Origin of the sequence: Staphylococcus sp. NWU MK-U1 (assembly GCF_033283505.1) — a bacterium.
Classification (GTDB): Bacteria; Bacillota; Bacilli; order Staphylococcales; family Staphylococcaceae; genus Staphylococcus; species Staphylococcus haemolyticus.
This window is the reverse complement of the sequence record NZ_JAVSMG010000012.1, coordinates 1-18,566: the sequence shown is the minus strand read 5'-3', so window position 1 is coordinate 18,566 and position 18,566 is coordinate 1. Positions and strand designations below refer to the sequence as shown.

The window sequence follows — 18,566 nt, the reverse complement described above, 5'->3', positions numbered from 1 at the left end:
TAAGTTGCTTGCAAGTGTTTATTAGTTCGTAAAACCACGAACGAATGTATTATACACGGTTGAAATGTATAAGTCAAACGCAATTGTAAACTTTAGTCAAATAATACACTTACTGATTCACGTTCATATACTCGAATAATTGCTTGAGCAAGTAATCCAGCTACTGATAATTCTTTAGTGTTTGACGGTTTACGTGTGTCATCTAATAAGATTGAATTTGTAACGATTAATTCTTTAATTGCTGAATTCTCGATACGCTCCTTAGCAGGGCCTGATAAAACTGGGTGTGTACAACAAGCATACACATCTTTAGCACCTTTATCTTTTAAAGCTTGCGCAGCTAAAGTGATTGTTCCTGCTGTATCGATAATGTCATCAATAATAATCGCAGTGCGTCCTTCAATTTCACCAACAATATTCATTACTTCTGCTACGTTTGGTTTAGGACGTCGTTTATCAATAATTGCAATCGGAGTTTTTAAAATGTCAGCAAGTTTACGTGCGCGTGTAACGCCACCGTGGTCCGGTGATACTACGACACATTCTTCTGGGTCAATGTTAGGGTCATTCTCAAAATGTTGACCAATGATTGGTACACCCATTAAATGGTCAATTGGAATATCAAAGAATCCTTGAATTTGTGGTGCATGTAAATCTAATGCAATCATGCGATTAGCGCCAGCTGTTTCAATTAAATTAGCTACTAACTTAGCTGTAATAGGTTCACGGCTACGTGCTTTTCTATCTTGACGTGCATAGCCATAATATGGAACCACAATATTGATATTAGCTGCTGATGCACGCTTACAAGCATCAATCATAATCAATAACTCCATCAAGTGTAAATTAACCGGATTTGAAGTTGGTTGGATAATGAAAACATCACATCCACGAATACTTTCTTCAATATTGATTTGAATTTCTCCATCGCTAAAGCGTTTAACAGAACATTTCCCTAATTCAATCCCTACTCGATCAGCTACCTCTTGTGCTAATGGCTCATTTCCTTTTAAAGAGAAAATCTTTAAAGATGAATTCTTGTATTCATTATTTAACATTTATAGTCCTCCAATTTTTAACTTAGACACTTTCATTATATAAAAAATTAATCGCTTTTACTATGTTCAACAAAAAATTGTGGAAAAGAGATACCAAATTGTATCAAAAAATTATTTTTTGAGATATCCTTCTTTTGTGATTTGACGGGCTCGCGCAAGGGCTAAACTTTCATTAGGGACGTTGTCGGTAATTGTTGAACCTGCAGCGATTAACACACCGTCACCAACAGTTACAGGTGCCACTAAGTTAGTATTACATCCAATAAATGCATCTTTACCTACAACCGTTTTAAATTTATTAACACCATCATAATTTACTGTGATTGAACCACAACCAATGTTTGTACGTTCACCGATTTCAGCATCTCCAATATAACTTAAGTGAGATACTTTAGCCCCATCTTTAAGATCTGCTTTCTTCACTTCTACAAAGTTACCCACTTTTACATCTGAACCTAAGTTTGAACCAGGTCTTAGTTGCGCGAATGGTCCAACTTTTGTTTTATCACCAACGATTGAATCATTAATAACCGATTGTTTAATGTCAACTTGTGAGCCAATATGACTATTGTTGATTTCAGAGTATTGACCGATGACAGCTTCTTCTCCTATTACTGTTTCACCATTAATACGTACACCAGGTTCAATAATTGTATCCATACCTATTTTGACATCTGGTCCAATAAATGTAGTTGTAGGGTCGATAATAGTTACACCATTTCTCATATGCTCAATGTTAATACGTTGTTGCAACGTCTTTTCCGCATTACTTAACATGACACGATCATTTACACCCATAATCTCATTAAAATCGTCTGTGTGATAAACTTCAGCGACGCCATTATCAGCTAAGATTAAGCTGATCACATCTGGCAAGTAGTATTCACCTTGAGCATTATCATTTTTAACTTCTTCTAATTTAGAGAAAAGAACTCGATTATCGAACGCAAAAATTCCAGAACTAATTTCCGTTAATGCTTTTTGTGCTTCTGACGCGTCTTTTTCTTCAACAATACGTTGTAGTCTACGTTGTTCATTGCGAACGATTCGCCCATAACCAAACGGAATCTGAGCAGTTGCTGATAATACTGTCGCTTGCGCATGAGTACTTTCATGATGCTCAATTAACTTTTGTAACGTATGAGCTGTAATGAGTGGTGTGTCTCCACAAACAACTAAAGTTGTACCTTCCACTTCTTTCAAATGTTCGTTAGCCATCTTTACAGCATGTGCTGTTCCTAATTGTTCTTCTTGATAGCTATATAACGATTGGTTCCCCAATGTTTCTTTAACATCTTCAGCGCCATGACCTACAATTGTCACGATTTGGTTAACACCAGCATTCTTAACATTTGTTAACACATGTTCTACCATTGATTTTCCAGCAACTTTATGTAGCACTTTATATTTATTTGATTTCATTCTAGTACCTTTTCCAGCTGCTAATATTACCGCATTTCTTTGCATGAGTGGTAACCCTCCAATAAATTTTACACTTCTAATTTATTATAATTTAACTCAAGTTCGAGTTTCAAGATTTAGAAGGTTTTATAATTTAGTCTATTTAAATTTTCAAAATATGTATTCACTAGTAGAATGCTTTATACCACACTTGATATTTAAAAAGCAGGTTCAACAAATTTAAATGCTGAACCTGCCATAATGTATGATTTATTTAAGCTTCGTCTGAATCTTCTGATGAAGCATTTTTATCTGGAATAACTTCATCTGTTTCGTCATATACTTTCATAACGGCATCTTGAATTTCTTGTCTCATATCAGAGTTGATTGGATGCGCGATATCACGGAATTCACCATCTGGTGTACGTTTACTTGGCATAGCAACGAAAAGACCTGAGTTCCCTTCAATTACACGTAAATCGTGAATAACAAAAGCTTCGTCTAATGTAATTGAAACAAGTGCTTTCATTCTGCCATCTGTTTGTATTTTTCTAAGTCTAACATCTGTCACTTTCATGTAGTGAGCCCCCCCTAGTATATATATCTTTGTTTGTTAGAAGCTTGACAATTCTTTAATTAAGGAAATTATATTCCTTTTACTTTACCTACAACTTCAATTTCAACTTTAACGTCTTTAGGTAATCGTGCAACTTCAACACAACTACGTGCTGGTTGATGTTCACTGAAATAACTACCATAGACTTCATTTATTTGTTGAAATTCATTCATGTCGGAGATAAAAATGGTTGCTTTCACAACTGAGTTTAAATCCGAACCAGCTTCTTCAAGTACGACAGACAAATTGTCTAGCACTTGTTTTGTTTGCTCTTTCACATCATCACTGACAATATTCCCTTCAGTATCTAATGGGATTTGTCCAGATGTGAATACTAAATTATTCACAACCATAGCGTGTGAGTATGGTCCTAAAGCTTCTGGTGCTTTGTTAGTGTTAATTGTTTTCATGATGTAATAAACTCCTTTTAAGAAAATTTAGACAAACTATTGCCAGGTTCTACTTTAAATTCCTGATTGTATTCATCAACATCAGATAATTTAACTAAAGAAGTATAATCCTCAATCAATCTTTGTTTAACTTCTTTTGATTCTACAAGTACAGATACCCCTTTAACTTGTGCCTTAAACTCATTCATAAGATTCATGACACCGTTGATTGAACCTCCTGCTCTCATAAAATCATCCACGACAAGCACATTAGAATTTTCAGCTAATGTACGTTTAGAAAGCACCATCGTTTCGATCTTACGAGAAGAGCCAGACACGTAGTTAATCGATACAGTAGATCCCTCAGTAACTTTATTGTCTTTTCTAATTACTACTACAGGTAAATTTAATACGTTAGCTACCGCATTGGCAAGTGATATCCCTTTTGTAGCGATTGTCACAACCGCATCAAGATCTTCTTCCATATAAATGCTAGCAATTAATTTACCAACTTTATTAAGTAAAGAAGGGTTACCTACTAAATCTGATAAGAAAAGATATCCACCAGGTAATAATCGTTCTTTTTCTTGAAGTAGTTCAATAACTTCTTCAACAATTTCCGAAGCTTCTTCTTTACTCATCATTGGTTTGTAAGTTACACCACCACTCGCACCTGCAGTCGTAATAACTGTACCTAGCTTTTCTTTTTGGAAAGTATTCTTAATAATTTGAACATCTTCACTAATTGAAGACTTCGCTTGTTTAAATTTTTTCACAAAAAAAGTTAAAGGTATTAACTGATTTGGATGATTCATTAAATACTGTGTCATAAAGACGATACGTTCACTTCTTTTATACCTCATTTGTTGTTCAACCCTTCTATCATAATAATCTTACTAAATACACTTCATTACAGCAGCCATTAACAGCATTATATATCTTTTTCGCTTGGCTTTCTTTTTGAGCAAGCCCATATACGGTTGGACCACTACCACTCATTAATGCGCCATCTGCACCACATTGCAACATATTATTTTTTATTTTTTCAATTTCAGGATGCATTGACATTGATACTGGTTCTAAACGATTCGATAAGCTTTCACATAACTGTTTATAATCACCTTCAACAATCGCCTTCTCGCACATTTCAGTATCTACATGATGCGCATCATCTAAATCTAACGCCTTGAATACATCCGCGGATGATATACCTAAATTTGGTTTAGCTAAAACTACCCAAGCTGAAGGTGGCTTTTTTAAAAAGCGTATCTTTTCACCTCTACCTTTGCATACAGCAGTTCTGTTATAGATGCAAAACGGAATGTCTGTTCCAATTTGCATTCCCAAATCACTTAGTTCATGCAAAGATTTATCCAAATTAAACAAACGATTAATACCACGCATCGTAGCAGCTGCATCAGCTGATCCTCCTGCTAAACCGGCAGAAACGGGGATATCTTTATCTATAGTAATGGTGACACCTTCATTTAAATCATAGGTTTCCATCATCAATTGTGCTGCACGGTAAGCCAAATTTTTATGATCATTTGGAACATAGTTATGTTCAATATCAACAACGATTTTTTTATCTTTTCTTTTTTGGAAAGATAATCGATCGTTCAGATCAACTGTCGTCATAATCATTGCAATTTCATGATATCCATCATCTCTTTTGAAAAGTGTATCGAGCGTCAAATTTATCTTGGCTGGTGCCGTTTCATATATCATTTTTCCGCCCTCTCTTCATCTATAGTAATAAGATGATTTTAACACAAAGACTTAAAATATTTGATAGATACATGACAAATTTATGTAAAATCTTAATAAAACAATCAATTTAATCTACTAATATACGTTTTCTAATGAAATTATATTATTTTTAAGTAAAATGATTGGAAGTGAGATAGAAGCATTCACTGTCTCACGTTTGACGCATATCTTAATCTTCTACAAAAAAAGAGTGTTGAACTTAATAAGCCCAACACCCAATACATTTTAATTTATAGAGTTGTAGTACACTAAACCACTCTATATTTATGTCTAAATTAGTGTGCAACTACTTCTTGATGATTATCTTCTTCAAATGAAACTTGTACGTTCTCTGTAAGAACATCCGTATATGTATACGAAACTCTTTCAAAATTATGCTTATCTTGGTCTAATTCAACAACGAATACAGAAGGATACGTTTCTTTTAACACACCACAACGTTCGATTGTTTTTTTACGACCACCGTTGGCTTTTAGTACAATACGATTTCCTAAATGACAATCAATAGAATTTTTGATGTCCAAAATTGATTTTGGCATATTGCTCCACCTCGCTACAAGTTACATAATACCATATTTTGCAAGGTTATGTCAAATAAAATTTAAATTTTATCAATGTAGTAGCGCTTTGTCAACAATTTAATTTTCTAATTCTGGGAAATTTTTCTTTTCTTCATACAATCGTGCAAAATCTTGTATTGATAGCGTTTCCCCGCGTCTTTTAGGATCGATACCTGTTTGTTCAAGCCATTTTAATATACTTTCTTTATGCTTTTTTCCATCTTTAAAGAAATTCTGATAATTGTTGTTAATTGTTTTACGTCTTTGCGCAAAAGCTGCTTTAGCTAATTTAAAGAAAGTTTCTTCGTCATCCACGCTAACGAGTGGCGTCTCTCTTTGCATTAATTTAACAACAATAGAATCTACATTAGGTGGTGGCATGAAAACTGATTTAGGAACCGTTAACACTTTACTTGTCTCTGTATAGTACTGTGTAACAATAGATAATGAACCATAAGCCTTTGTTCCTACTTGTGCATTTAAACGTTCACCAACCTCTTTTTGCATCATAACAACATAACCATCAATCGGAATATCTTGTTGCATTAAATTCAGTAAAATTGGTGTTGTAATATAATATGGTAAATTAGCTACGACCATAATTTTGTCACAATCATTCAAATACGTTTTAACCGCCTTACCAATGTCTGCTTTCAATATATCTTCGTTAATTATCGTAACGTTGTCATATGGCGCTAGTGTTTCTTTTAGTACAGGTATAAGTCGTTGATCAATTTCAAATGACATCACCTTTTTAGCTCTTTTGGCTAATTGCTCTGTTAAAGAACCCATACCGGGACCAACTTCAATAATACCTGTGTTGTCGTCAATTTCACTTGCATCTATAATTTTATGAATGATATTCACATCTACTAAGAAATTTTGTCCTAAACTTTTTTTAAAGTTAAATCCAAACTGATCTAACAATGCCTTAGTTCTTGAAGGTGTCGCAATATCTTTTCTCTCCACCTTTTATTCACTCTCCTTTTCCATAGATAACGCTTCGCGCACATCCGATTCAGTATAACCAAATGCATTGAGTTTCTTAAGCAGTTGCTTGCCATTTGAATGTCCGATGTGTAATTTACGACCTAGTATTTCTCTTTTACGACGTGCGTCTTTACCAATTATTAATCCTAAGTCTATAAGAACACTTTTGTCGATTGATTCTTCCGCTTCTTCAAAAGGAGAACTGACGTGCATTAATGCGTCTCTAATATCTTTTGGATGCGCATGTTCAACGCCGATTTTACCACGCTTATTTTTAGCTTTTTCTCTATCTAAGTATGCATGTTTAACACCTGAAACGTGTTCTGTAATCGTGTGACGTATTTTATCACCGGGAAAGTCAGGATCAGTTAATACGATAACACCTCTTGTTTCTTGTGCATTTTGGATGACTGCTAAAGTCTCTTTATTGATAGCACTCCCATTTGTTTCAATCGTATCACATTCAACAGCCGACTTTACTCGTTCTGTGTCATCTCTACCTTCTACTACGATAAATTCATTGATTTTCATAATAAAAAATCCTTACCTTTCAAATTCATTTCACATATATTATAACTACTTATCACATAAAAAATGAGAAAGATGTCGTGTGTCATGTTTATAAAATCATACCATGACAGACACGGTTTAACATCTTTCTCAGACATATATTATTATTTTAATTTAAATAAACGTTCAGCATTTTCCATCGTTTGACGACATACATCTTCATATGACATACCACGTAATTCTGCAATTTGTTCAGCAACTAAAGTCACGCGTTCTGGTTCATTACGTTTACCTCTATATGGATGAGGTGAAAGATAAGGCGCATCTGTTTCAACTAACAATCTATCCATAGGTACATGTTTTGCGACTTCTTTAGGTTGCTTAGCATTCTTAAATGTAACTGGACCACCTAAAGAGATATGGAAGTTCAGTTTATTAATAACTACATCTGCAATTTCAGGAGAACCACTGAAACTATGCATAATTCCGCCTATTTCTTCAGCATGTTCTTCCATTAAGATATCTACACAATCTTGCGTAGCTTCGCGATTATGAATAATGATAGGCAGGCCCACTCTTTTAGCGAGAGCAATTTGCTTTCTAAATACGTCTTTTTGAACTTCAGCTGGAGATTTATCCCAATGATAATCTAAGCCCATTTCTCCAATACCAATAACTTTAGGATGCTTTGATAACTCTTCAATCCATTGTAAACGTTCATCTGTAAAATCAATCGCATCAACAGGATGCCAACCTATAATTCCATAAATAAAATCATATTGATCAATCAGTTCCATAGCACGTTCAATTGTCGGTGTATCAAAACCAACGACAAACATGCGATCAACGCCTGCTTCTCTCGCACGAGAAATGACTTCAGTTAAATCTTCCGCATATTGTTCATCATTTAAATGGACATGTGTATCGATTAACATTTTATCTCTCCTAATTTTACAATTTATTACTATTTAATAACTGCACCATTTGGAATTGCACTTGGTAAACTAACTAATGTTAAGACACCATCTTTTTCAGCTGATAAAATCATACCTTCTGACTTTTGACCCATTAATTTAGCAGGTTTTAAGTTAGTGACCACTGCAACTTTTTTACCGATAATATCTTCTGGACGATAAAACTTAGCGATTCCAGAAACAATTTGACGTTGCTCTGAACCTAAGTCAATTTGAATTTTTAACAATTTATCAGACTTTGGAACGTTTTCAGCATCAGTAATTGTTGCTGCTTTAATTTCAACTTTATCAAAATCTTTAATATCAATTTGCGCTTTACTTGGCTCTTCCACTTCATCTTTAGATTCTTCAGACTTTGTAGGTTGCATTGATTCTTTAATATATGCAATTTCCGCTTCAGTGTCTAAACGAGGGAAGATTGGTGTTGGCTTCTCAGTTACCATAATCGGTTGTTTTAATGCACCATATTGTTCAAGACTTTCTAGTTCAAATAATTCAGGTTCATTAATATTCAGTTGTTTGAAAATTTCTTTAGGCGCATGTGTTAAGAATGGACGTAGTAACACTGCAGCATATCGAATATTTTCAACTAAATGTGCCATAACATTACCAAGCATATCTTTTTGACTATCATCCTTAGCTAATACCCATGGTGTAGTCTCATCGATATATTTATTCGTACGACTAATAAACTTCCATACAGTAGATAAAGCTACAGAGAATTGGAAACTTTCCATACTTTCATTGAAATGTTTCACAGTTTCATGTGCTAATGCTTCCATATCTTCATCCAGTTCATGTTTAGGACCTTCATATGCAGGCAGTTCACCTTGGAAATACTTATTAATCATAGAGATTGTACGATTTACTAAGTTACCTAAGTCATTTGCTAAATCATAGTTAGTACGCTCTACAAAAGCTTCAGGAGTGAATACTCCATCAGAGCCAAATGGTAGTTCGCGCATTAAATAATAGCGTGTTGCATCAAGACCATAGCGGTCAATTAATACGTTAGGATCTACCACATTACCTTTAGATTTACTCATTTTACCATCTTTCATCAGAATCCAACCATGTGCAAATACTTTTTTAGGAAGCGGTAAGTCTAACGCCATTAATAAAATTGGCCAAATAATTGAGTGGAAACGTACAATTTCCTTAGCCATTAAATGCACATCTGCTGGCCAATATTTCTTGAATAATTCATCATCATCTGATAAGTATCCTAATGCAGAAATATAGTTTACTAATGCATCAATCCATACGTATACAACGTGTTTAGGATTGGATGGCACTCTAACGCCCCAGTCAAATGATGTACGTGAAACAGCTAAATCTTCTAAACCAGGTTTAATAAAGTTGTTAATCATTTCATTTTTTCTTGAAGGCGGTTGAATGAAATCTGGATTAGCATCATAAAATTCTAATAATCTATCTGTGTATTTATTAATATTAAAGAAATAGCTTTCCTCTTTAACTAACTCAACCTCATGACCTGAATCTGGGCTTTTTCCGCCAACGATTTTGCCATTTTCATATATTGGATCTACTAATTGCGATTCAGTGTAATATGTTTCATCTGGTACTGAATACCATCCTTCATACTCACCAAGGTAAATATCACCTTGTTTTAAAAGACGCTCAAAAACTTTCTCAACTACTAGTTTATGACGATCTTCTGTAGTACGAATAAAGTCATCATTAGAGATTTCTAACTTACTCCAAAGACTTTTAATACCACTGATCATTTCATCTAAATATTCTAATTCAGTTTTACCTGCTTTTTGAGCTTTTTCTTGAATTTTTTGGCCATGTTCATCTGTACCAGTTAAGTAACGAACATCATAGCCTTGCATACGTTTATAACGTGAAATCACATCACCAGCTACTGTTGAATATGCATGGCCGATATGCAAATTACCACTCGGATAATAAATTGGGGTTGTAATATAAAATGTTTCTTTCGCCATCAATAGTCCTCCTCATCGTTTACAAAATAATAATATATACGTGTTATTTTGTTCATTATGGATTTTGATACTTAAACGCATCACGATATCCTTTTATATTAAGTTATTTCTTATTATAACTCATATCAATTTTCTAATGTCGTATCCTATTAACATTACCATAAATTCATTAATTTATGGGAGATTTCATAAGATTTTCATTGCCCATTTTCCCAGAAAAATATTTAATTAATCAACCTTTCATTGCCACATCATTGATTGACATCATGATATATGTCATAAACTTCTCCAGTCTTCATACGACGATCTTCTGCGACTAACTTAATCGCCTTTTTAGGTTTAATATTTTGTTCTGATATATAGTGTTCGACATGCTCTGAAATGGTAAGTGATTGAAACCATTGTTCAGTTTCATGAGGCTTAGCGCCCTCAATCAAGATTACAAATTCACCTTTTTGCATAATTTCATCGTTTTGAAATGCATTTATTAGGTGCCCAACTTCTTGCATCACAATTTGTTCAAACTTTTTAGTTAATTCACGACCGACTGCAACACGTCTAGTATCATCAACTTTGGCAATGGCTTTTAACGTTTCAACAACACGGAATGGTGACTCATAAATAATTAATGTGCTATCTTGAAACATTCGTTCCTGTAATACTGCTACTTTATCTTTTTCTTTTCTAGGTAAAAAGCCTAAAAATGTATACGTATAGGATGGTAGGCCACTTGCCATTAGTGCAGTTAAACCTGCATTAGGACCAGGCACGGTTTCTACATGAATGTCATAACTGTGGGCTGCAACGACCAACTCATAACCCGGGTCGCTTATTAAAGGTAAACCTGCATCTGACACTAAAGCGATATTGTAACCTTCATTTAACAACTCAATTAAATACTCAGTTTGCTGAGACTTATTATGTTCATGATATGATTTGAGCGGTGTTTGAATATCATAATGATTGCAAAGCTTTTTGGTCACTCGTGTATCTTCACAAGCTATGAAATCAGCATTTTTTAAAGTTTCAATTGCACGAAATGTAATATCACCTAGATTTCCTATAGGCGTTCCCACTAAATATAATGTCGCCATATTTAACGCTCCTCAATCATTTTTAATTTTTGTTGTCTGCTATATGTTTTAATTTCATACTCTCTTCGCATTGCTTCTGATTTTGAACTAAACATTTCTTGATAAACTAACACTACCGGACGTCTTGTTTTAGTATATTTAGCCCCTTTTCCTGCATTATGCGTCGCAATACGTGCCTCTACATTGGTAGTATAACCCGTATATAATGAATTATCTTTGCATTTAACTATATAAACATAATGTTTAGCCATAATACACCTCTTTCATTTCATCAGTGTAGTCACCCTGATTATTATAGATGTAAAATGGTGGTGCAATGGTTAATCCCTGGTTACCGTTTTTGCGTCCCTCTACTACAATCGTAACAGCCGATTTATCAATTTTACTATAAATAAAAACCACTCGTTTCGGTTCAATACTGGCTTTGCGCATCTCAGTTAAGACATCCATTAACCTTTCAGCTCGATGAACCATCATAAGTCGACCACCTTGCTTTAATAGATGACGCGCTGCCAACATACAATCCTCTAATGTACACATAATCTCATGTCTCGCAATCTTATGTGCCTCTTTTTGATGTTGATGACGTTGATTGCTTTTAAAATAAGGAGGATTACACGTGACTAACGTATATTGAGATGGTTTAAAGTTTTGGTACACATCTTTTAAATCCATGTGATGCATTAATAATCGATTCGTCAAATCGTTATATTCGAAGGTACGACGAGCCATATCAGCCAATTGTTCTTGTATCTCGATACTCTCAATTGTTTGCGATCCTTTAGCTGATAACAAGAGTGCAATCACACCATTTCCCGCGCAAAGGTCTAATATTTTGTCATTCTTCCTCACTTCGGTAAAATGCCCTAACAATAAAGCATCTGTTGAAAATGAAAAGACATCGTCATTTTGTATAATTTTCAAATTTTCTTTAAATAAGTCATCAATACGCTCATTAGCTTTTAACATAATCTTATTTCTCCTAAAAAAGAGATGTCTTTACAACACATCGTTATATTTCAAAGTGTTGAAATCCATCCCTAATCATTAGCGTACGCTTTAATCAATTTCACTTTACATTTTCGACGTACTGTCAATCCACTGGCAATATCAACTGACCAATGGTCTAACTATTTAATACATTCATACATAGTAAACAATCCTCACCATAGCGGTGTTTACCAAATAATTCTCCATTACAAATATGGAATCCTTCGCTATATAATACTGCTAAGTTATCCTTACTTGGCAATGGTTTCTTAACATGTTTAATTGAACTTTTATTATCTCTTTCCTTACTCATTGGCTTGTTGTCTTTTTCAATACGATTTGTAACTTTGACAGCTTCAACGTCTTGTTCACTCTTAGCCATCAATGATTTTAAATTATCATTTTCAACTTGTAAGGCAACATTTTCTTCAATAAGTTGGATAGATAATGCTTTCAGTTCACTCATTTCCTGATTTAATTGATTAACATTACTTTCAAGTTTTACAATTTTTTCAAATAAGTCATTGCGATTCAAAAGTAACGTGCCTCCTTAATTAAAAGCTTCTAATTCTTCCATTTTATATTCTAACGGCTGTTCTAAACCATCGATTTTAACTTGCATTGAAATATCTAGAATATTTAACCCAATGACTTGTCCTTTGCCTTCAGGTGTCACAATTTTATCCCCTAAATCAGGTAACTGTGCTCTTGCCTCTTCATAAAAATCATTTTCATATTTTAAACAACACATCAATCGACCACAAGCACCAGAAATTTTAGTAGGATTTAAAGACAGATTTTGATCTTTAGCCATTTTAATTGAAACCGGTTCAAAATCCCCTAAAAATGTGGCACAACATAGTGAACGACCACATGGACCGATACCACCTAGTAATTTAGCTTCATCTCGAACACCGATTTGTCTTAATTCGATACGTGTCTTTAAATTTTGTGCTAAATGTTTTACGAGTTTACGAAAATCAATACGATCATCTGCTATAAAATTAAAAATCACTTTTGATTTATCTAATGTATATTCACAATTAACTAATCGCATATCCAGTTGCTGTTCTTTAACTAAGTCTTTACATAATTGTAATGCATTAGTGGCATCTTTATCATTTTGATAATACGTTTCGATATCTTGCTCTGTAGCAACGCGTATAATTTCTTTTAAAGGTAATGTAACATCACCATCTTCAACATCTTTAGGTGGAAACTTTACACTTCCAATTTCAATGCCTCGTTTAGATTCGACAACAACCCAATCATCTACATTTACGTCTAAATCATTAGGCGCATAATATTCCAATTTCCCTGCTTTCTGAAATTGTACACCTACGATATTTGGCATTCTAACTCACACCTTTAATTACTATTTGTTCAAATACAAGCGTCGGATTAACATTTTGTATTAATTTTTTGTGCGCTTCTGTAATTTGGTCGTACATTGTTATAACTTGGTTTAGCGATAACTGATTCGCATATTTTTCTATATTACCTTTTAAATCTGTGTATGTAAAATCTCGTTCAATTCCTATTTTGGCATGCATAATATCCTCAAAAAACGCGTTAACGGCTGCTAGCGTTAGTAATTGTAACTTACGATTTTTCGCATTTTTTAATAAATCTATTATTCCAATTAATGCCATAGGTCTATTCGTTAATAATAAGTCACACCAATGTAAAATCACTTTCCTAAGTGTAACTAAATCATGTTCTTCATTTAAATCTATTGCAGTTTCTAGTTGCGTAGTATAGGTGCTTAGCATTTCAGCTACAGCTCTATTAATATCTTCATCAACTAATCTATCTATAAAGTCTTGTTTATCACTTGGTTTAAAATAAACATGCTGACAACGTGAATGAATTGTATCTAAGATTTGTTCTGGCTTCGTTGATAGCAAAATGGCTATCGTATTCTCAGGTGGTTCTTCTAAAAACTTTAATATACTATTTTCCCCTTGAACAGTAAGCTTTTCAAAATCTTCTATGATATAAACTTTATGTGTTCCTTCAATAGGAAGTTGATTCATACGATGTACCAACTGCTCAATTTGCTCTTTCTTAATTGAATTTTCTTCAGAAGATACATACATGAAGTCTGGTTGGTTGAAGGTTTCAACTTTCATTTCACATTGCTGATTACCATTACATAGAATAAGTTTTGCAAATTCCATCGCTACATGCTTCATTGATTGTGCATCATCACCTTCAAAAAGGTAGGCATGCGATAGTTTATTTGAATGATACGCATTCGCTAATTTTTGTTGTTCATCCATGCTTGCTTACTCCTTATTCAACTTTATAATATAAAAGAGGTTAGGACCAAAGCATTTAGAATTTATGCAAACTTACCGATTAGCAAAATTATATTTCAAATTTTGTCGAATCGAGCTTCTCTACAACTTAACATGTTGCAAATAAGTTTGCTAAATCTGCCTTCAAACACCGTCTATCAGTGTTCCAGAGCATAAGCCATAATGTCCCAACCTCGAATATTGTTTATTCATCTAAGGTGTCTTAATTTCATTATTCATTACTTTTAAATGTTAAAATCTATGGAATGATTCGACTGGCATTACAAATACTGTAGCGCCTCCTACTTCCACTTCAACAGGATATGGTATGTAAGAATCTGCACTACCACCCATTGGTGTCATTGGTGAAACAAGTTGATCTCTATTACCGCAAGTATGATCAATGACTGATAAAATATCATCTACACGGTCATCATCTACACCACATAAGAAAGTAGTGTTACCTGCTCTTAAAAATCCACCAGTAGTTGCTAATTTAGTAGCTCTAAAGTTATTTTTTACGAGTTGGTCTGAAAGTTCTTGACTATCCTGATCTTGAACGATCGCTATAATCATTTTCATCTTAAAACACCTCTTCTTGTTATTATATCATAATTATTTTAAAAAATTTAAGATTATCTCATAAGTTTCATTGACTACATCATCAATATTACGTGTCGCATCTACCACTGCAAAACGCTGAGGTGTTTCTTGAATGATTTGTCGATATCCTTCAATCACCTTCTCGTGAAATGCAATATCTTCTTTATCAAGCCGATTTTGATCTCGTTGATTTTTAAGTATTCTATCTCTACCGACTTCTGCCGTAATATCTAAATAAATGGTTAAATTTGGATAAAGACCATTTATTGCAAAATCATTTAATTGCTTCACTTCTTCAATACCTATACCCCTTGCATAACCTTGATATGCAAGAGAACTATCAATATATCTATCACATAAGACAATTTTATTATCATTTAACGCGGGCACAACTTTTTCTACTAGGTGTTCTCTTCTAGAAGCAGCAAACAACATTGCTTCTGTACGTATGTCCATATTTGCACCTTCTAATACTACCTTACGTATTTCTTCACCAGTTGGTACTCCTCCAGGTTCTCTAGTAGCAATCAACTGATAATCCTGAGCTAATTTTTCAGACACACGTTGCAATACAGTTGTCTTACCTGAACCTTCAGGACCCTCGAATGTTATAAACGCCGACATTTTATTCATCCTTAACTAATATTTTTTCTTGTTTTATACCTTCAACTCTATCACCTTTTTGAAGATATTCTCGCATTAATTTTATCATATTTTGGGTTATTCTTTCCCCTTTTAAATAAACAGGGATACCCGGCGGATATGGTATGATGTGGATTGCTAATATCTTACCTATCGATTGATCAATATCAACCCATGTTACGTTACCACTATCTTGTGGGAAGTATGTACCTTCATCTAACGGTATATGTATTGATGTTGATTGTTTAGATGACAATGGACATGGTAGGTTGATTTTTGTGATCTTGTTTAATAGTGTTTCAAATGGATACTTATCGTCCTCATGCCATAACGGCAATACAACTAAAACTTGCTTGTCGTCAGCTAATTCAATGTATATACCCATTTGTTCAAAGCATGTTTGTATTTCAAATCCAGAATACCCTTGATACTGAATTAATAATTTTAAAGGATCACTTACACAAATAGTAGTTAATCCAATCATATTTAGCGTATCAATAAGTTGCTTTCTTTTCTCAAAAAATAGCGTACTATCGTAATCAACATAAAATTGATGTGCTAGCTCAAGACTGGCCATCACTAAATATGAAGGACTAGAAGTCTGAAAGTATCCTAGATATCGCACTATTTCATCTTTCAATGGTGCATCTTTATGAATAAACAATATAGATCCCATCGTGAGTGCGGGCAATGTCTTGTGATAAGACTGCACAACATAATCCGCGCCACTTTCAAGTGCAGACTTTGGAAAGTTTTTTAAATTAAAATGTGCACCATGTGCCTCATCAACTAATACTGGTATAACTTCACGATGTGCTCTATCTACAAATGCTTTGATATCAAAGCATTCACCATAATAGTTTGGATAGGTTACAATAGCTAACTTCTGATTATTGAATGTCATACTTTGTGTGTCCGGACCTAAATATTGACTACTATCATTACTCTTAGTCATTGCTATTATATCAGCAGGTTGCTGTACAATATCCAATCCATGAAAGACTGATTTGTGCACATTACGACTAATCAAAAAATTTCCTTTTAATTTTGAAAATGACTGTATCACTGATAAAATTCCAGAGGTTGTTCCATTAATTAAAAAATATGCGTCATAATCCGGGTGCTTATGAATATGTTGCATACTTTTTAATATGATATCTTCTGGGTGGTGCAAATCATCAAGTCCCGTGATTTCAGTCATATCCATCTTAAAGTCCAAATTTTTTACATTACCGATTGTTCCATTTTTGTGACCAGGTACATGTAAAGAAATAGCATTTTCATTTACTAATTGAGATAATTTATGAAAAATTGGAAGTTCCATATTATACACACTTTCTAATTATTTAGTGCACTTGCGATAAGTCATCATTGCCATCGCGTTGCTCAATCCACTTTGTTTTCAATAGTCCCATGACATAACAATCTTTATACTTTCCTTGAGTATAAAAATGTTCTTTTAATTCACCTTCTATAATGAAACCTGCTTTTTTATATATGTGCACTGCTTTTTCATTATTCACATCCACATATAAATAAACTTTATTCAGGTTCAAGACTAAAAAGGCGTAATCAATTGCCATTTTAAATGCTTTTTTAGCATAGCCTTTATTTCCAAATTGTGAATCTATAATAATTTGAATTTCACAATTTCTATGTACAAAGTTAATTTCCACTAGTTCTACAACACCGATAGACGTGTGATCATCTTCAATAATGAATCTTCTCTCTGATTCATCTAAAATATGCTTTTGATATAACGTTTTTAACTCACTCAATGATTCATACGGTTCTTCAAACCAGTAAGACATAATCGTATATTCGTTATTTAAATGATGTACAAATTGTAAGTCTGTTTCTTCTAAAGCTCTAATTATCATTCTTAGCACTCCTTTAATTACAGTGTAGACAAGCGATTTAACTAAGTAAAGTAACTCAATACTTTAGTTTTACACTTCCTCTTCATAAAGCTATTACACTTTGATTTGTTGATTTCATTAAACCTTCGGTTTTGTTTTTGTGCATAAAAAAAAGAGACCTTCCGGTCTCAATAATTTGCCTGCCAACGTCCTACTCTAGCGGAACGTAAATCTGCTACCATCGGCGCTAAGAAACTTACTTTACTTCGAGACAAGTGCTCGCATCCTTCTTCATTTTCTAAAATTGCTTGCTCTTTTAGCTCAACTAAACTCGCTTCTCAATTTTCTCAATTCATCGGCTTCAAACACTTTCTCTTCGTAAAGCTATTACACTTTGATTTGTTGATATCTTATTAAACCTTCGGTTTTAATTTTAGGCATAAAAAAAGAGACCTTCCGGTCTCAATAATTTGCCTGGCAACGTCCTACTCTAGCGGAACGTAAATCTGCTACCATCGGCGCTAAGAAACTTACTTTACTTCGAGACAAGCGCTCGCATCCTTCCTCATTTTCTAAAATTGCTTGCTCTTTTAGCTCAACTAAACTCGCTTCTCAATTTTCTCAATTCATCGGCTTCAAACGCTTTCTCTTCGTAAAGCTATTACACTTTGATTTGTTGATATCTTATTAAACCTTCGGTTTTGTTTTTGTGCATAAAAAAAGAGACCTTTCGGTCTCGATATCGGCTGATCGCATCCATACGATTTGCCTGGCAACGTCCTACTCTAGCGGAACGTAAATCCAACTACCATCGGCGCTAAGGAGCTTAACTTCTGTGTT

21 protein-coding genes are annotated in these 18,566 nt (G+C 33.9%); all 21 read right to left on the bottom strand.

Annotation, left to right across the window (positions count from 1 at the left end):
• Positions 1-92: 92 nt before the first annotated feature.
• Positions 93-1,058 (bottom strand): ribose-phosphate diphosphokinase, encoded by a 966-nt coding sequence (locus tag SBL16_RS11725; protein ID WP_011276761.1) that lies wholly within the window; start codon positions 1,056-1,058, stop codon positions 93-95.
• Between the two features lie 111 nt (positions 1,059-1,169).
• Positions 1,170-2,525: a bifunctional UDP-N-acetylglucosamine diphosphorylase/glucosamine-1-phosphate N-acetyltransferase GlmU gene (gene glmU / locus SBL16_RS11720; RefSeq protein ID WP_107612177.1), complete on the bottom strand. Its 1,356-nt coding sequence runs from the start codon at positions 2,523-2,525 to the stop codon at positions 1,170-1,172.
• Between the two features lie 208 nt (positions 2,526-2,733).
• Positions 2,734-3,036, bottom strand: a complete 303-nt coding sequence (gene spoVG / locus SBL16_RS11715; protein ID WP_011276763.1) for a septation regulator SpoVG — start codon at positions 3,034-3,036, stop codon at positions 2,734-2,736.
• A gap of 68 nt (positions 3,037-3,104) precedes the next feature.
• Positions 3,105-3,485, bottom strand: a complete 381-nt coding sequence (locus SBL16_RS11710) for a RidA family protein (RefSeq protein ID WP_011276764.1) — start codon at positions 3,483-3,485, stop codon at positions 3,105-3,107.
• A gap of 17 nt (positions 3,486-3,502) precedes the next feature.
• Entirely contained in the window at positions 3,503-4,327 is an 825-nt protein-coding gene (gene purR / locus SBL16_RS11705; RefSeq protein WP_011276765.1) for a pur operon repressor, read from the bottom strand.
• Between the two features lie 19 nt (positions 4,328-4,346).
• On the bottom strand, positions 4,347-5,192 hold the full coding sequence (ispE, locus tag SBL16_RS11700; protein ID WP_317954202.1) for a 4-(cytidine 5'-diphospho)-2-C-methyl-D-erythritol kinase: 846 nt from the start codon (positions 5,190-5,192) through the stop codon (positions 4,347-4,349).
• Positions 5,193-5,509: 317 nt separating this feature from the next.
• On the bottom strand, positions 5,510-5,773 hold the full coding sequence (gene veg / locus SBL16_RS11695) for a biofilm formation stimulator Veg (protein ID WP_011276767.1): 264 nt from the start codon (positions 5,771-5,773) through the stop codon (positions 5,510-5,512).
• A 99-nt stretch (positions 5,774-5,872) separates the two neighbouring features.
• A complete protein-coding gene (gene rsmA / locus SBL16_RS11690; protein WP_011276768.1) occupies positions 5,873-6,763 on the bottom strand; it encodes a 16S rRNA (adenine(1518)-N(6)/adenine(1519)-N(6))-dimethyltransferase RsmA in 891 nt (296 codons plus the stop codon).
• A 3-nt stretch (positions 6,764-6,766) separates the two neighbouring features.
• Complete coding sequence (gene rnmV, locus SBL16_RS11685; protein ID WP_011276769.1) at positions 6,767-7,315, bottom strand: ribonuclease M5; 549 nt, start codon at positions 7,313-7,315, stop codon at positions 6,767-6,769.
• A 143-nt stretch (positions 7,316-7,458) separates the two neighbouring features.
• Positions 7,459-8,229: a TatD family hydrolase gene (locus SBL16_RS11680; protein WP_107612179.1), complete on the bottom strand. Its 771-nt coding sequence runs from the start codon at positions 8,227-8,229 to the stop codon at positions 7,459-7,461.
• A gap of 29 nt (positions 8,230-8,258) precedes the next feature.
• Entirely contained in the window at positions 8,259-10,238 is a 1,980-nt protein-coding gene (gene metG, locus SBL16_RS11675; RefSeq protein WP_317954199.1) for a methionine--tRNA ligase, read from the bottom strand.
• 251 nt (positions 10,239-10,489) lie between these two features.
• Positions 10,490-11,332, bottom strand: a complete 843-nt coding sequence (rsmI, locus tag SBL16_RS11670; protein ID WP_037536990.1) for a 16S rRNA (cytidine(1402)-2'-O)-methyltransferase — start codon at positions 11,330-11,332, stop codon at positions 10,490-10,492.
• A gap of 2 nt (positions 11,333-11,334) precedes the next feature.
• Complete coding sequence (locus tag SBL16_RS11665) at positions 11,335-11,583, bottom strand: GIY-YIG nuclease family protein (protein ID WP_037536987.1); 249 nt, start codon at positions 11,581-11,583, stop codon at positions 11,335-11,337.
• Positions 11,576-12,301: a tRNA1(Val) (adenine(37)-N6)-methyltransferase gene (locus SBL16_RS11660; protein ID WP_107612181.1), complete on the bottom strand. Its 726-nt coding sequence runs from the start codon at positions 12,299-12,301 to the stop codon at positions 11,576-11,578. The genes SBL16_RS11665 and SBL16_RS11660 overlap by 8 nt, the downstream gene beginning before the upstream one ends.
• Positions 12,302-12,458: 157 nt before the next feature.
• Positions 12,459-12,857: a DNA replication initiation control protein YabA gene (gene yabA / locus SBL16_RS11655; protein WP_037536983.1), complete on the bottom strand. Its 399-nt coding sequence runs from the start codon at positions 12,855-12,857 to the stop codon at positions 12,459-12,461.
• 15 nt (positions 12,858-12,872) lie between these two features.
• Positions 12,873-13,676 carry a stage 0 sporulation family protein gene (locus tag SBL16_RS11650; protein ID WP_107612182.1) on the bottom strand — a complete coding sequence of 268 codons (804 nt, stop codon included), beginning with the start codon at positions 13,674-13,676 and terminating at the stop codon, positions 12,873-12,875.
• A gap of 1 nt (position 13,677) precedes the next feature.
• Entirely contained in the window at positions 13,678-14,604 is a 927-nt protein-coding gene (locus tag SBL16_RS11645; protein ID WP_107612183.1) for a DNA polymerase III subunit delta' C-terminal domain-containing protein, read from the bottom strand.
• Between the two features lie 270 nt (positions 14,605-14,874).
• Complete coding sequence (locus SBL16_RS11640) at positions 14,875-15,204, bottom strand: cyclic-di-AMP receptor (protein ID WP_011276778.1); 330 nt, start codon at positions 15,202-15,204, stop codon at positions 14,875-14,877.
• A 33-nt stretch (positions 15,205-15,237) separates the two neighbouring features.
• Complete coding sequence (tmk, locus tag SBL16_RS11635; RefSeq protein ID WP_037536976.1) at positions 15,238-15,849, bottom strand: dTMP kinase; 612 nt, start codon at positions 15,847-15,849, stop codon at positions 15,238-15,240.
• 1 nt (position 15,850) lies between these two features.
• The gene (locus SBL16_RS11630; protein WP_107612185.1) at positions 15,851-17,191 is read right to left on the bottom strand and encodes an aminotransferase class I/II-fold pyridoxal phosphate-dependent enzyme; all 1,341 of its coding nucleotides are present in this window, start codon (positions 17,189-17,191) and stop codon (positions 15,851-15,853) included.
• Between the two features lie 22 nt (positions 17,192-17,213).
• The gene (locus SBL16_RS11625) at positions 17,214-17,747 is read right to left on the bottom strand and encodes a GNAT family N-acetyltransferase (protein WP_037536972.1); all 534 of its coding nucleotides are present in this window, start codon (positions 17,745-17,747) and stop codon (positions 17,214-17,216) included.
• Between the last annotated feature and the right edge of the window lie 819 nt (positions 17,748-18,566).

What these genes read in the sequence shown, in the direction of transcription:
- SBL16_RS11725 (WP_011276761.1), bottom strand. Translation starts at nt 1,058, where the DNA reads ATGTTAAATAATGAATACAAGAATTCATCTTTAAAGATTTTCTCTTTA.
- glmU (WP_107612177.1), bottom strand. Translation starts at nt 2,525, where the DNA reads ATGCAAAGAAATGCGGTAATATTAGCAGCTGGAAAAGGTACTAGAATG.
- spoVG (WP_011276763.1), bottom strand. Translation starts at nt 3,036, where the DNA reads ATGAAAGTGACAGATGTTAGACTTAGAAAAATACAAACAGATGGCAGA.
- SBL16_RS11710 (WP_011276764.1), bottom strand. Translation starts at nt 3,485, where the DNA reads ATGAAAACAATTAACACTAACAAAGCACCAGAAGCTTTAGGACCATAC.
- purR (WP_011276765.1), bottom strand. Translation starts at nt 4,327, where the DNA reads ATGAGGTATAAAAGAAGTGAACGTATCGTCTTTATGACACAGTATTTA.
- ispE (WP_317954202.1), bottom strand. Translation starts at nt 5,192, where the DNA reads ATGATATATGAAACGGCACCAGCCAAGATAAATTTGACGCTCGATACA.
- veg (WP_011276767.1), bottom strand. Translation starts at nt 5,773, where the DNA reads ATGCCAAAATCAATTTTGGACATCAAAAATTCTATTGATTGTCATTTA.
- rnmV (WP_011276769.1), bottom strand. Translation starts at nt 7,315, where the DNA reads ATGAAAATCAATGAATTTATCGTAGTAGAAGGTAGAGATGACACAGAA.
- SBL16_RS11680 (WP_107612179.1), bottom strand. Translation starts at nt 8,229, where the DNA reads ATGTTAATCGATACACATGTCCATTTAAATGATGAACAATATGCGGAA.
- metG (WP_317954199.1), bottom strand. Translation starts at nt 10,238, where the DNA reads ATGGCGAAAGAAACATTTTATATTACAACCCCAATTTATTATCCGAGT.
- rsmI (WP_037536990.1), bottom strand. Translation starts at nt 11,332, where the DNA reads ATGGCGACATTATATTTAGTGGGAACGCCTATAGGAAATCTAGGTGAT.
- SBL16_RS11665 (WP_037536987.1), bottom strand. Translation starts at nt 11,583, where the DNA reads ATGGCTAAACATTATGTTTATATAGTTAAATGCAAAGATAATTCATTA.
- SBL16_RS11660 (WP_107612181.1), bottom strand. Translation starts at nt 12,301, where the DNA reads ATGTTAAAAGCTAATGAGCGTATTGATGACTTATTTAAAGAAAATTTG.
- SBL16_RS11650 (WP_107612182.1), bottom strand. Translation starts at nt 13,676, where the DNA reads ATGCCAAATATCGTAGGTGTACAATTTCAGAAAGCAGGGAAATTGGAA.
- SBL16_RS11645 (WP_107612183.1), bottom strand. Translation starts at nt 14,604, where the DNA reads ATGGATGAACAACAAAAATTAGCGAATGCGTATCATTCAAATAAACTA.
- SBL16_RS11640 (WP_011276778.1), bottom strand. Translation starts at nt 15,204, where the DNA reads ATGAAAATGATTATAGCGATCGTTCAAGATCAGGATAGTCAAGAACTT.
- tmk (WP_037536976.1), bottom strand. Translation starts at nt 15,849, where the DNA reads ATGTCGGCGTTTATAACATTCGAGGGTCCTGAAGGTTCAGGTAAGACA.
- SBL16_RS11630 (WP_107612185.1), bottom strand. Translation starts at nt 17,191, where the DNA reads ATGGAACTTCCAATTTTTCATAAATTATCTCAATTAGTAAATGAAAAT.
- SBL16_RS11625 (WP_037536972.1), bottom strand. Translation starts at nt 17,747, where the DNA reads ATGATAATTAGAGCTTTAGAAGAAACAGACTTACAATTTGTACATCAT.